The 13,763-nt window shown below is 39.4% G+C and carries 15 protein-coding genes; 7 read left to right on the forward strand and 8 right to left on the reverse strand.

From position 1 onward, the window contains the following. Positions 1–70: 70 nt before the first annotated feature. Positions 71–769, forward strand: coding sequence for a PEP-CTERM sorting domain-containing protein (locus VB691_RS07550; protein ID WP_323290861.1), 699 nt, complete (start codon positions 71–73; stop codon positions 767–769). 342 nt (positions 770–1,111) lie between these two features. Here the strand turns inward: VB691_RS07550 and VB691_RS07555 are convergent, their stop codons facing one another. Further along, a complete protein-coding gene (locus VB691_RS07555; protein WP_323290862.1) occupies positions 1,112–2,023 on the reverse strand; it encodes an RluA family pseudouridine synthase in 912 nt (303 codons plus the stop codon). 152 nt (positions 2,024–2,175) lie between these two features. On the opposite strand from VB691_RS07555, the gene infC reads away from it, so the two are divergent. Beyond that, positions 2,176–2,727 carry a translation initiation factor IF-3 gene (infC, locus tag VB691_RS07560; RefSeq protein ID WP_323290863.1) on the forward strand — a complete coding sequence of 184 codons (552 nt, stop codon included), beginning with the start codon at positions 2,176–2,178 and terminating at the stop codon, positions 2,725–2,727. Positions 2,728–2,852: 125 nt separating this feature from the next. On the opposite strand, the gene VB691_RS07565 is transcribed toward infC, so the two are convergent. The 3 genes from VB691_RS07565 to VB691_RS07575 all read right to left on the reverse strand — a co-directional run bounded on the left by VB691_RS07565 (position 2,853) and on the right by VB691_RS07575 (position 5,104). Then, positions 2,853–3,032: a DUF2949 domain-containing protein gene (locus VB691_RS07565; protein WP_323290864.1), complete on the reverse strand. Its 180-nt coding sequence runs from the start codon at positions 3,030–3,032 to the stop codon at positions 2,853–2,855. A 3-nt stretch (positions 3,033–3,035) separates the two neighbouring features. Then, the gene (locus VB691_RS07570; RefSeq protein WP_323290865.1) at positions 3,036–3,167 is read right to left on the reverse strand and encodes a hypothetical protein; all 132 of its coding nucleotides are present in this window, start codon (positions 3,165–3,167) and stop codon (positions 3,036–3,038) included. A gap of 137 nt (positions 3,168–3,304) precedes the next feature. Then, positions 3,305–5,104 carry an aspartate kinase gene (locus tag VB691_RS07575; RefSeq protein WP_323291023.1) on the reverse strand — a complete coding sequence of 600 codons (1,800 nt, stop codon included), beginning with the start codon at positions 5,102–5,104 and terminating at the stop codon, positions 3,305–3,307. A gap of 246 nt (positions 5,105–5,350) precedes the next feature. Between VB691_RS07575 and VB691_RS07580 the strand changes: the two genes are divergently transcribed. The 5 genes from VB691_RS07580 (at position 5,351) to VB691_RS07600 (ending at position 10,296) form a co-directional block, all read left to right on the forward strand. Next, positions 5,351–6,748: a Rieske 2Fe-2S domain-containing protein gene (locus VB691_RS07580; protein WP_323290866.1), complete on the forward strand. Its 1,398-nt coding sequence runs from the start codon at positions 5,351–5,353 to the stop codon at positions 6,746–6,748. A 109-nt stretch (positions 6,749–6,857) separates the two neighbouring features. Further along, positions 6,858–7,904 (forward strand): signal peptidase I, encoded by a 1,047-nt coding sequence (lepB, locus tag VB691_RS07585; RefSeq protein WP_323290867.1) that lies wholly within the window; start codon positions 6,858–6,860, stop codon positions 7,902–7,904. A gap of 574 nt (positions 7,905–8,478) precedes the next feature. Then, positions 8,479–8,766 (forward strand): YggT family protein, encoded by a 288-nt coding sequence (locus VB691_RS07590; RefSeq protein WP_323290868.1) that lies wholly within the window; start codon positions 8,479–8,481, stop codon positions 8,764–8,766. A 111-nt stretch (positions 8,767–8,877) separates the two neighbouring features. Beyond that, positions 8,878–9,963, forward strand: coding sequence for a 3-isopropylmalate dehydrogenase (gene leuB / locus VB691_RS07595; RefSeq protein ID WP_323290869.1), 1,086 nt, complete (start codon positions 8,878–8,880; stop codon positions 9,961–9,963). 72 nt (positions 9,964–10,035) lie between these two features. Next, on the forward strand, positions 10,036–10,296 hold the full coding sequence (locus tag VB691_RS07600) for a hypothetical protein (protein WP_323290870.1): 261 nt from the start codon (positions 10,036–10,038) through the stop codon (positions 10,294–10,296). A 123-nt stretch (positions 10,297–10,419) separates the two neighbouring features. Here the strand turns inward: VB691_RS07600 and VB691_RS07605 are convergent, their stop codons facing one another. The 4 genes from VB691_RS07605 to VB691_RS07620 all read right to left on the reverse strand — a co-directional run bounded on the left by VB691_RS07605 (position 10,420) and on the right by VB691_RS07620 (position 13,721). Further along, positions 10,420–10,899 (reverse strand): hypothetical protein, encoded by a 480-nt coding sequence (locus VB691_RS07605; protein WP_323290871.1) that lies wholly within the window; start codon positions 10,897–10,899, stop codon positions 10,420–10,422. Between the two features lie 49 nt (positions 10,900–10,948). Further along, positions 10,949–11,254, reverse strand: coding sequence for a hypothetical protein (locus tag VB691_RS07610; protein ID WP_323290872.1), 306 nt, complete (start codon positions 11,252–11,254; stop codon positions 10,949–10,951). Positions 11,255–11,497: 243 nt separating this feature from the next. Then, on the reverse strand, positions 11,498–12,262 hold the full coding sequence (locus VB691_RS07615) for a hypothetical protein (protein ID WP_323290873.1): 765 nt from the start codon (positions 12,260–12,262) through the stop codon (positions 11,498–11,500). 97 nt (positions 12,263–12,359) lie between these two features. Continuing rightward, entirely contained in the window at positions 12,360–13,721 is a 1,362-nt protein-coding gene (locus VB691_RS07620) for a pentapeptide repeat-containing protein (RefSeq protein WP_323290874.1), read from the reverse strand. Between the last annotated feature and the right edge of the window lie 42 nt (positions 13,722–13,763).

The raw sequence follows: 13,763 nt of genomic DNA on the forward strand, positions 1-13,763 counted from the left end.
ATAGTTCCAGTGAAAACACAATTAATTTTGTGTTAACGGCATAATCAAGATTTTTTCTGGAGGAAAACAGATGAATACATCTAAGTTATTACAAAAATTGGCGATCGCTGGTATCGCTGGTGCTGCTGCTCTCGCAGTTCCCATGGAAGCTAAGGCTAACTTGATAATCGACGATTTCAACACCACTACAACGTATGTTTGTAGTGACCTAACTCAACCTGGTGATATTTGTGATCCCGCTTCCACACTTATAACTCTTGGCAATACAGTTATGCAGGCACACGGTGTCGATCTTGGCTGGGAACGCTTCCTTAATACCACTCTTCTTTTCCCCGGTGACGGGGTGTCAACAGAAGTTTGTGCAAACTGTCAAACAGGTCATGCAGTATCAAATGCTAACTCAACAGGTATTTTTGAATGGATATACAGGGGTGGTACTGCCTTTGATGGGACAGAATTCAAATCCTTCATGTACGACTGGTCAGCCGACCTAGCTGGTGCTAATCTCGAACTTTTATTTGACAACATTGTTGTTGCTACTGACCCTCTTCTGCCAGCTACAGGTGGTGCAACCATCTCACGTATGTTAGATTTAATGACTGATGACACTAGTGTTACCGAGGTAATCCTTCGAGTTAATGGTGTTGAAGAGCTTGACGCTGACATTGATAACGCTAAGTTAGTAAAAACGCCTGAACCTGGAACTGTCCTCGGACTTGTCGCTTTAGGTGGACTTGGTTTAGTTTCCAAGCGCAAGAAGCAAAAATAACAGTTATCCGCGTCTGTCCAACACAGATAACTGTTAAGACTTTATTGTAAATTGAGTGGGGTTAAGGTTGTGTCTTCAGCACAATAGCCTCACTTCTTTTATTGTACAAGGTAATCATCAACTCTATTTTAAAGAGGCGATCGCCTTTAAACTCAGATCTTGAACCTGAACCAAAAATCCGATTTTTTGCCTAAATTTCAAGGAAAGAATCAGGGTTTAAGTCTTTAAAAATCGGATTTTTTTAGCTTTTCGGTATTGCTGCAAGATCTGAGTAAACTTACAGGAATCTGGTAGGGGCATAATACTATTATGCCCATCATTTAATGGTTTTTGGCTGAAACATTAATTTATTCTTTTCTTAATTGTCTCAGGTTCAGGACAAGTAAAATTCATTGATTGATTGATAGTAGGATGAAGAAAAGAAAGGTGATAAGCATGAAGATAATACCCACAATCTCCAGGAACTGCTAATTTATCAGTATCATCTATATTAGGAATTCCCCCAATTTTATATAAAGGATCACCCATTAAAGGATAACCTATCGTTGCTAAATGTATTCTAATTTGATGAGGACGGCCTGTTAAAATTGTCACTTCTAAAAGAGTATTTTTATCACTACGTTTTAAAACCTGACATTCACTATAAGCAAACTTTCCATCAGGGGTTGCAGCGTAAATATAACCTAAGGTGGGATAGGGAATTTTACCAATAGGATGATCAATAATAAAGTTATCAGGTAACTCACTTTTGCCGATTAAAGTTCGGTAAACTTTACGAATTTGACGATCGCGCATTTGTTGGGTTAAATTAGAACGAGCAACAGGCGATCGCGCTATTAACATTAACCCCGATGTTCCCCTTCCTAAACGATGAATAGGAACAGGTTTATCATCAGAATATTGTTGTTGTAATTGCCATAATAAAGTATGTTCTAAAAATCCACCCCCTGGTAACACAGGAAGTCCTGACGGTTTATTAATAATTAATAAATCTTGATCCTCATATAATACCTCGAAAGATAAAGGAACATCGGGTTCTTGCCAAGGAGGACGATGATAGGTTAAAAAATGTCCAGTTTCCAAACAAATTTGAGGGTTAACAGGTTGATTATCGAGTAAAATTTCCCCAGATAAAATACGTTTTAACCACTCCTCAGCACCAGAATGATGATAGCGTTTTGTATAATATTCTAGAACCGTTAAACCTGCATCAATGGGGCGTATTTTGTCTCGATAAATCCAACCTTGATTCATTATTTTTCCCTTAGACCAAACATGATTTTTATCACAGTAACAATTTTATATAATCAGATAATAGACAATCTTGTCATTTTTTCAGAGTATATGATATAATGTAGTTAACCAGTAAAATATAACCTGTCGTTATATAGGAGCAACAGAGAGATTTGAGACGAGCAAAAACAAAAAATAAGCCCGTTAAACCTTTTGAACAATCCGATCAGTACCGAGTTAATAATAGAATCAAAGCGCAAGAAGTTAGAGTAATTAGCGAAGATGGACAACAACTTGGTATTCACCCTCTACAAGAAGCCCTGAGTCTAGCACAACAAGCGGAATTAGACTTAGTAGAAGTTTCCCCGAATGCGTCCCCGGTTGTGTGTAAAATCATTGACTATGGCAAGTTTAAGTATCAATTACAGAAAAAAGAAGCTCAGGCGAAGAAAAACCGCACAGAAACTTCAATTAAAGAACTGCAACTGAGATATTGCATAGACAAAGGAGATTTAGATACAAAACTAAATCAGGCCCGCAAGTTTCTTAAAGATGGTTCTAAAGTCAAATTTTCCATGAGATTTCGAGGTCGAGAAAAGGCATTTATTCAACTTGGCCGTGAAAAATTAGAGCAAATTGTCGAAAGACTGAGAGATGTGGCGAATTTAGAAGGAAATAGTAGTTACAGTGGAAGTCAGCTACATATTTTCTTAGAACCCAACTAATACGAAAAATGGGGCGTAGGGTCAACTCATGAATTGATCCTACGGGGTGGCTGATTAGCAACATTCTTTTTTCGATATTAACAATTTTGCCTTAACTTCCCAATCTTGCAACTAATTCTTAAGAATCACGCGACTTCTAACCAATCAAAAATTTTTTCTAATTGACCTAAGTTAATCAGCCCATAGTTCCATAGCTGCATAGGTAATTGGGAAGGAATAGCTTGGGTGTTGCGTAAAGCAAGATGAACTTGTTCTGCGGGAATATCCAACTCCTCTTGTAAGAACATTACCAATTTTTCTAACACAATTCAACGTCTCCTAATATTTTCATCAATACGAACAGGGATCACAATGGGGTTAGACTGTTGCTGAGACTGAATTCCTTTCACTGCCATCAAAACTGCGGTCAAGGCCATGAGTTCGATGATGAGGTTACTCATAATTGGTTTCCTTATGTAAACTTATGTTAACTATTCTAATGTTTTTATAAAAAAATGGCAAGGAGTCTTGCCATAACTAGCCATGTCATGTATAAAATTCCTCACCTAAGATGAGAGTGAGATCGCCCCATCACCATCTAAGCAGGTACTTCTACGGTTTCCTTCCCAGCCAACTGAAAGGCTTGATGGACGGCTTTTAAAGCTTTTATACCCTCATCCTTGGGAACCACACAGCTAATTTTAATTTCTGAGGTGGCAATCATTTTAATATTAATTTTTTGACTAGCTAAGGCATCAAAAAACTTAGCAGCGACTCCAGGTTGTCCCACCATTCCGGCCCCAACAATACTCACCTTAGCAATATCCTCATCAACCACCACCTCATCAAAGGCATCAGACAGGCTATTTAACGCCAAACAAGCCGCTTTTACATCCCCTTGGGCAACAGTAAAGGCAATGTCACGGGTGGGCATTCCTGCCACAATACGACAGCGTTGGGACTGAATAATAGTATCCACACTAATATTATGCTCAGCCAAGACACTAAAAATGCTGGCTGCCATACCTGGCCTGTCTTTCACATGACGGATCGCAATTTGGGCCTGTTTTGTATCTAAAGCTACACCGCGAACAGGAGGAGACATAGCAACAGTTTTCTCTGTCACAGAGACAGGAGACAGATCCACCTCAAAGGCGTTACAGAGGGCTTTAATAGCGCGATCGCCGTCCTCTTGATCAATAACACAACTCACCTTAACTTCCGAGGTAGCAATCATTTCAATATTAATATTAGCCTCTGCTAAAGTTTTAAACATTTTAGCCGCAATACCTGGCCGGCCAATCATTCCCGCCCCGGCGATCGCAATTTTGGCCACCCCTTTTTCTACCATCACCTCTGCTTCTTGGGGGTTGGCCGGATAACTCCGCAGGGCCGGGGCGATCGCTTCGGCCACTGCTTCGGCTTTAGTTAGCACATTTTTAACCACTGTAAAGGCAATATCATTACTATTCCCTTCATGTATCGACTGAATAATCAAATCTACATCTACCTTTTGATGGGCTATTTCCCCAAAAAGACGGGCCGCAATTCCAGGGCGATCGGGAACCCGTAATAAGGCAATTTTTGCCTGATCTCTGTCAAATTCCACCCCATCAACTGCTTTTGTAATTTCTAAGCCTTCGAGGGATCTCGGTTTGGGAATGGGTGAAATAACAAGGGTTCCAGGTTGATCACTCCAACTCGATCGCACTACCAGAGGAACCCCATAATTACGGGCAATTTCCACCGCTCGCGGATGCAATACTTTGGCCCCCAAACTAGCTAATTCTAGCATCTCATCACAGGTAATTTCTGCCATTAATTTAGCATCTGAAACAAGACGGGGGTCAGTGGTTAAAATACCAGGAACATCGGTATAAATCTCGCAACAACTGGCTTTTAAGGCGGCAGCGAGGGCAACTGCTGAAGTATCGGAACCCCCACGGCCCAGGGTTGTAATTTCTAAATCATCAATGTTACTAATTCCTTGAAACCCGGCGACGACTACCACTTCTGAACGGTTAAGATGGCGTTGAATGCGATCTGGTTTAATAGAGAGAATGCGGGCCCGACTATGTTCTGCTTCTGTGACAATGCCTACTTGGGCCCCCGTTAAGGAGATGGCCGGTTGTCCTAATTGTTGCAGGGCCATGGTCATCAGGGCAATGGATACCTGTTCCCCTGTGGATAGTAACATATCCATCTCTCGTCGGGAGGGGTTTTCGGTAATTTCCTTGGCTAAATTGACTAAAGTATCGGTGGTTTTGCCCATGGCCGAGAGAACAACAACCACAGTGTTACCGTCTTGGACTGTTTTATAAATGCGTTGGGCGACAGTTTGGATACGCTCAACTGAACCCACCGAGGTTCCCCCGTACTTTTGAACAATTAGAGCCATAGTTGAAATAGAAGCAGAGATATTAATCATCTAACTTAGCAAAATTACTCAGGCATGTCGGCGCATTTGTTACATTTGTGTACATATTGTTGACGACAACTCACTTACTGGTACTTTTGAACTTCTATAAAAGGATTGCACCTGTAGGGACAATTCATGAATTATCTCTACAAACAACACAATTTATCAAGGCGTTGCGTAAGTCCTATAATAGAAACAAACCCTTTATTTTTTGCTTGCCATTCTATGACTGATAATATGACTTTATCCCCCTTAAATACCCCTTTAACTGCTGGTGGAACTGATCCAAACTATTTCGATTGGCAAGAAGTTTGGTATCCTGTTTATTATGTTGAAGATTTAGACAAAAACAAACCCACTCCTTTTACTCTATTAGCTAAAAATATTGTCATCTGGTGGGACGAAAAAGCAATTAAATGGCGAGTGTTTGATGATCAATGTCCTCACCGTCTTGCGCCTCTTTCTGAAGGTAGAATTAATGAGGTTGGATGTTTAGAATGTCCTTATCATGGTTGGGCATTTTCAGGCACAGGAAACTGTGAAATTATTCCTCAACAACCATCAGGAGGAAAGGCAGAAAATTCTCCTAGAGCATCGGTTAATTCTTGGCCTACTAAAGTTTGTCAAGGGCTTTTATTTGTTTATGCCGGAAACCCAGAAAATGCAAATAAAACCTCTATTCCTATTGTAGATGTTTTGGCAGATAATTCTGATGAATGGGTTTGTCTTAATACGTTTCGAGACTTACCTTATGATGCTTTAACTTTAATGGAAAATGTGTTAGATTCCAGTCATATTCCTTATACTCATCATAAAACTGTGGGCAACCGTGCTAATGTTTCTCCCGTAAATTTAGAAGTAGTAGAATCAGGAAAATGGGGGTTTAAAGGAGTCTGGGAAGAAGGCCCCAGAAAAGGCACTTTAGGCCGGCAAGAAACTACCTTTATTGCTCCTTCTATGATGTGGCATGACTTGACATCTAAACAGTTTGGACGCACCTTAACGGTTGTTTATGCGACTCCAATTCGTAAGGGAGAATGTCGTCTTTTTGCTCGTTTTCCGTTTAAGTTTTCCTCGCCTTTTCCTAAATTTTTTATCAAATTAACTCCTACTTGGTATTCCCATTTAGGTAACAATGGAGTTTTAGAAGATGATCAAATATTTTTGCATCATCAGGAACGTTATTTAGAAGAAAAAGGCGGTAGTGAAAACTTTTCTAAGGCGTTCTATTTACCGACAAAAGCTGATTTATTTGTCTTTGAATTTCGTTCCTGGGTTAATCAATATAAAGCCCAACCTTTCCCTAATGCTACTTTAAACCCTGCCTTATCCACAGAAACCTTATTAGATCGCTATCATTCCCATACTAAGAAATGTAGTAGTTGTCGAACAGCTTTAAAGAATTTACAACGAGTTAAAATAGGTGTAGCGATCGCAACGTCAATTCTTTGGGCAATTATTCCCCTATTGTTCTTAATTTTAGACCATCCTCCCCTAATTGGAATAGGTTTATTGAGTTTAAGTTTTCCCCTTGGTGTTAGTCTCTGGTTTATTTTAAGTAACCTAGAAAAACAATTTTATCAAGGTCGAGAAATTCCTCCTAGAAATTTACCCAAAAAATAATCATGAGTGTAATGTTAACAAAAATGTCTGATTTTTAGAATGTAGGGGCAAATGGCCGTTTGCCCCTACAATAGTTCATATTCACTCTTGTTATTTCCCAGGTAATTAAGTGTCTATTAATCTTGACAAAGATCCTTGGTTGGCAGTTAACTTCTCGATGTTTTTCCCTGGTATTGGACAGTTTTATGCTGGCAACTATTTGAGGGGAATTCTTTTTTTAAATGGTCAGATTCTTTTATTGATAATAGCTACCTGGAATATTTTTGGTGCTAAAGGTAATACAGTAACAGGATTTATTTGTTTGGTAATTGCTTTGCTTGTCTATTTCGGTAATATTGTAGAAGCTTATTTAGGGGTTTATTATCCAAGACGAGAACAAATATTAGAAAAAATCCCCCGTAAATATAAAAAATTGTGGTTTGCGATTTTTATAACTCGCTTTTTACCAGGGTTAGGCCATCTTTATCTACAAAAATCTGTTATTGGCTTAATTTTATTGACAGCAAGTTTAATATTATTAAGTCTCAACAATATCTTCCCAGAATTATTATTAATTCCCCCATTAATAGCAGCGATCGCAACTTATCACACCTATAGAGTCTTTCCTGAACATTCTCAAATAAAACATCGCATAATTATTATTATGACAGGGATAATCTTTTTAATCAGTGTGATGGGAAATTATTTTCCCCAATGGTTAGATCAACGCTTTCAAAAGTTTATAATTCCCAGTGAGTCAATGCAACCAACCTTACAAATTAACGATATCGTATTTGTGAGTAAGTCCCCCAATTATGTCCCACAACAGAAGGATATTGTCGTCTTTACTCCCTCAGAAAATATCAAAGTCTTTGATCCCGATTTTGCAGATTATTATATTAAACGAATTATTGGCACACCTGGGGATATAGTTGAAGTAAAGCAGGGAAAGGTGTATATTAACAATCAGCCTCTGCAAGAATCTTATATTGCGGAATCACCTCGATATCAATGGAAGTCTCCAACCATACCCCCTAATCATTACATTGTCTTAGGCGATAATCGTAATGATAGTCTAGATTCCCATTATTGGGGATTATTACCCAGAGAAGTCATTGTGGGTAAAGCGTATAAAATTGGTTGGCCGCCTCATCGTATACAAGCGATCGCCCCCTAAAACTTATTAGGGAAATACACACAGAAAAATTAGCCCAAACGGATGAGCTACCTGGGGGAAGTACGGAGACAGGGATTTCCGTACACTAGGTATATAGGTGATGCCTAGTAGCTAATAAGCAAGGGCATAGGAGAAGTCTTTCGTTTCGAGTCGTTTAGTTTGATCAGGAGAAACCCCCATGGAGCTTATTTCACTTTCTTTAATCTTAGCTGGAACTTTTATTGTTGACTTTTTTCTTCACAATAATTAGATAATTAGCTCTTAGGGGGTGATGGTGATGTCATTCAGCAAAGCTGACACACCCTTCTTCCGTCAAGCTTACCGTAAACCCCTTGGTTAAAAAAGGGGTTTTGAGTTTTGGACTTGAGAATTATCACAAATAATGGACTTTAACTCTAAAGAGTTAAGCTATACAAACAAAGGTTGCCTACGCAACCTAGGATGAGCGTCCGACTTCGTGGACTAAATTGTTGTAGAATCAGGCAACAGCAGCGTTATTAATGATTAATTTGGCAAGGATCTTAAGAAGCGTTTATACTGAAAAAAGTTAATTTTAAACCTTTAAGAAGATTCTATGGATATTATTAATCTTACCAATTGGGGATTAGGTCTATTTTTAGGGCTAATGACCTTTTTATTTATTTTTCGTATTGTCTTAACTTGGTATCCCCAGGTAGAATTAAATCGGTTTCCTTGGAAATTAATCGCTTTACCCACTGAACCCTTGTTAATGCCCGTGCGTAAAGTCATCCCTCCCTTGGGCGGAGTCGATATTAGTCCGATTATTTGGGTGGCAATTTGTAGTTTATTACGAGAAATTTTAGTCGGACAACAAGGCTTAATTACAATGGCGTTACGTTAGTTATTTCTGATTTGTGATCACACCCCATTGATTCAGGGCTACCGTCACGGCTAAACTGCAAAGGGGGTGATCGATCACCCATAATCACAGTGTAAAAAAGAAGAACCTATCATGACGCGGCAATATTGCATTACCCTTCTTCCTGGCGATGGCATCGGCCCTGAAATTTTAGCAGTTACCGTCAATGTTCTCAAGGCGATCGCAAATCAGTTTGAAATTGAGTTTAAATTTCAAGAGGCCCTCATTGGAGGGGCCGCTATTGATGCTACGGGAAACCCTTTACCCGACGAAACCCTTACACTGTGTCGCAACAGTGATGCAGTTTTATTAGCGGCCATTGGGGGCTATAAATGGGATAATTTGCCCCGTCATCAACGGCCCGAAACGGGTTTATTAGCCATTCGTGCAGGTTTAAATCTCTTTGCTAATTTACGGCCGGCCACCATTTTGCCCCAGTTAATTAATGCTTCTTCCCTCAAACCCGAAGTGGTGGAAGGGGTGGATATTATGGTAGTGCGAGAATTAACCGGAGGCATCTATTTTGGCCAACCTAAAGGCATTTTTGAGACAGAAACCGGAGAAAAAAGAGGCGTGAATACCATGGCCTATACGGAGTCAGAAATTGACCGTATTGCTAAGGTAGCTTTTGAAACCGCCCAAAAACGCAGCAAAAGATTATGTTCTGTGGATAAGGCCAATGTCTTAGATGTCTCTCAATTATGGCGCGATCGCGTGACCTTGATGGGGGAAAATTACCCTGATGTGGAACTTTCTCACCTGTATGTAGATAATGCGGCCATGCAGTTAGTTCGTGCGCCTAAACAGTTTGATACCATTGTTACGGGGAATTTATTTGGGGACATTCTCTCTGATGCGGCTGCCATGTTAACGGGTAGCATTGGGATGTTACCTTCTGCTAGTTTAGGGTTAGAAAAGCCTGGTTTATTTGAACCCGTACACGGTTCGGCTCCTGATATTGCGGGACAGGATAAAGCAAACCCTTTGGCTCAGGTTCTCAGTGCAGCGATGATGTTACGCTATGGTTTAAATGAACCGGAAGCTGCGGATAAGATAGAAAAGGCGGTTTTGGAGGTGTTGGCCCAAGGCTATCGTACTGGAGATATTATGTCCCCTGGCATGAAATCTGTCGGTTGTCGGGCCATGGGAGACATTCTTTTGAAAATTTTGGAATCATAGGGCGTAATTTATCCGTCTTCTGATTGGATGACGGTAAACTACAAGCAATGTAATGTGTGAGGAGTGTAAATTATGGTGTATTCACCCCAAATTAAAGACCCTAGACAACAACGGATGGATTCAACCATTGTACTTGACCCCCATTTGTTACGGGCCGCCCAAAGAATTTATCGCACCTATTGTGTGTTGCACTCCAAGCAGGGGAAGCGGCCCTCTGGCATTGCTATTCATAAAAAAAGCCACCGAGGACAGCTAATTTTTCGCCCTCAACCTGTTTTGTTACCTGGGGAATGTTTTGTCCCAACGAAACAACTAGAAGCGGAGATTTATTAAGAAATAAGTTTTGTTATCTAGATAAATAATAAAAAAACTGTCTCAATTTTTGAGGCGGATATTTCTTCATAATTTTTTTGAAGATTCAACCTTTCTAGGGATAAATGCAATTATTGTTTATATTTATTTGCTGAATAATTTTTTAAATCCTAACCCAATTATACCAAAAATTAGAATCATTACAACAGGAAAAAGAATGGTTTTAGTTAAAGAATTATTACACCAATGAGTTGTCACCGGAATAAGTTGAAAAATTGCCTCACATTTTTTGCCTTCATAATCAATTAATGAAGTAACAGCAGTTCCTGTTCCAATGACGGTAACTAAGGTTTGAAAGTTGCGATCGCGGTTTGATTTTTCGGCTTCTATTTGACTACGAATAATGTTAATATTGCTTTCTAAAATTCTTAATCCTAATTCCATATTTTCATAGTCTTTTGTTATTTGTACAATATATTTTTGGTGAGATAATTTACTAAATTTATTGAAAAATTCTAAGTTGTCAGATTTTTCTAATTTGTTTTTAATATCCTCTTGTAAGCGTTTTTCATAGTTAATTAAATTAATATCTAATGTTTGTTTTTGAATATTTAGTTTGGGCAAGTCAACAGTATAATTGTCTAAAATATCCTTAATTGTTTCTAGTTCAGCGTCAATATTTGGCTATTTCTTCAGGAGTTTTACTGCTATTTTTATCAGGGAGGAAACCTGATAACATCCATGTCTGTCCTATTGTAGCAGGTTTACCTTTTAATTTAGATTCAATTTCTTCTCTAAGAACTATAAAACTGTCAATAGGTTGGGGTTCAGTTAAATCATTAATAGAACAATCAATTTGTAACCCATAGGTATCATTTAAACGAACGGGATAATAGTAACCTTCTAGGTTTTTATTTGGGTTAGTAAAATCAACAATTTTTTGGTTAGGGAGTAGTTCTAAGTATTCTTTGTTGAACATTTAAACCGCGAAGAAATCGAAACAGATTTTCGGTGATAATTAATAATGTAGGGACACGGCATCAAAAATCCTTGTATTTAAACCATAAATTAACAATCGCCGTGTCCTGAATCTTTGTATATTCACCAAAAAATGTAGATAATATTAATATTGGGCATGGCGAGTATTAAGCTTTAGGAAAGGCGCAATAAATTTCTAATGCCATGCCCCTACAGATTTTCGGTATAATTTAGATTAAGATCATTATTCTTGATCAGAATTATCAGGCAGAGAAGCTATCATATTTTGAACTAAATCATACTGAGTAAAATCCTTATTTCCGTTCCAATGTTCCCAAGCTTCAATATGTTTCATCCGTAAAGCCATTTCTAAAATCATCATACCTTCTTCATGAATACTGATAGCTATTTCTTCAATTTCCGGTAAAGGTTCTTTGGATTTTTCTTGCATATAAGCCGTTATAGCCGCTTCTTTTTCTTCCCTAGTTTCGTATTGACTTTCTACAGCCATTAATTCTTGTTCTAGGGCTTCGGGACTGTGAATAATAATATCATCCCGATCAAAAAATTCAGCAAAAGAAGTCGGCGGTTTTGGGGTTTCATTGGGCAGAGAACCAAAGAATTTATTAACCAAACGTAATCTTAAAGGTTCAGCCGCACGCCAATTTAATCGAGTTTGAAAGAACTTAATTGCTTCGATCAAGCGTTGAAAAGAACGAACCTCTAAGATCATTATTTCATCATCAATGAAACTAAAATAACCTAAAGGCACAGGTTGCACATCCTTGGGAATTTTATTATAAGACTGCTCAAACCGAATTTTTTTCGCTTCTTCAATGTATAACCAATACCAGCGATCGCTTGAGGGATGATACTCCATACATTTAAGCTTTTGAAACACCCCTAAAACCGTCTTTTTATTAGAAACCTGATAATAAAGTCTGGCGGGTTGATAGGGTTCGCCAGTAATATTCGTGATTAAATTCTCTTGAGTTTGAATAGTTGACATTTTTGTCAATAAGGAAAGATAATTTAGGAACGCCTCTGAGTCTACCCCAGATTTTAGGTATTACTAGAGAGTATTTATTATATTTTTAGATAACAGTTTATTCCTCCTCAATTGGCGGCCGGCACAATTTCTCAAATTCCCCAGGTTTAAAACTTCGAGCATCATTGCTAGGACGGCGTTTGCGACTGCCGTATTGATTGGTTTTTTCTAAGAGAAAAACATAATCACAGACGACTTGCTCCAACTGCGTCCCCTCATCAATTTTCCAGGCTTCCACACAAGCCCCTGTGAGATTTGCTCCCGTAAAATTAGTATGATTAGCCACAACTTTCGTTAAATTTGCCCCCTCTAAATTAGCCCCGTGAAACGTAGCATCAGTCAGATCTGCTAGTTTAAAATTGGCCCGATGTAAGTTGGCCCCATCCAAATTCGCACCCCGTAAATTGAGTTTGCCATAATATTGTTTATAGCCAAATTGAGGATTCACCAATAAATCCCGAACCACAGGTTCATAGAGAATGGAGTCTCCCAGTCTGGCATCTTCTAATTTAAGGGTGTTGTGAAAACAAGTCCTCGTCAGAGTAGCTTGCCGAAGATCCGTACTTTTTAGGGTTGCTCCAGTAAAATTGGCATCCGTGAGATCGGCCTGATAAAAACTTGTACCACCAATAGAGGTAAAGGCGATCGCAATTTGACGAATCCACTGATCTCTAGGATCGCCTTTTATGGAACGCCAACCCAGATAAGCACTTAATAAAGTAACCGTCACGGCCGCTATCCCCGCCCCAAAAATGGTGAAGGAAAAGACTTCCGCTTCCTCTACAGCAAGCAGAAAGGCGATGACAACCGCAAAAGGAAACATGGAGGCGATCGCCGCCGTACCAGCGACGGCCCCTGCTGCTGCCCCTGCGATCGCTCCGGCCACCGCAGCAATGATCGCCACGACTAAATGAAGACAAAAAGTTACCCCAAAAGTCAGGGCCATGGATAAGGAAAAGGGCAAAGATCCCGCAAAAGCAACGGCGATCACCCCAGTGGCCATCAAGGCAATTACCACTGCCCCTAACCCCCCTTCTAAGCCTTGAAGATAGCTGAAAATACAAAAAAGGATCAAAATAATGATGGCTGTCCATCCGGCGATTTGGTTAGTTATGTCCAGACTTTCTGAAGTCAGCACCACAAAACTTCCGGCAAATCCCGAAAAAATCCCCGATAAGGCGGCTAACAACCAGGAAAATCCGATCAAACTCACAGCCCACTTTTTCGGTAGTCCGCCTTTAGCTTGATAAAAGTTGGCCCCTGTGAGTATGGCCTCAGCAAAATTTGCCCCTCGAATGTCGGCCTGACTGAAATTGGCCCCCGTGAGGTTTTTTCCTTTAAAATTTTGCCCTCTCAGGTTTTCTCCTCGGAAATCGAGTTTTCCTTGTTCGTAGCGTTTGAGGACTTGAGATGTTTTCATCGGCGATGGGTAAACAGTTATTAATTTTGATCTTGAGTGGTA

Origin of the sequence: Crocosphaera sp. XPORK-15E, from assembly GCF_034931425.1 — a bacterium.
GTDB lineage: Bacteria > Cyanobacteriota > Cyanobacteriia > Cyanobacteriales > Microcystaceae > UHCC-0190.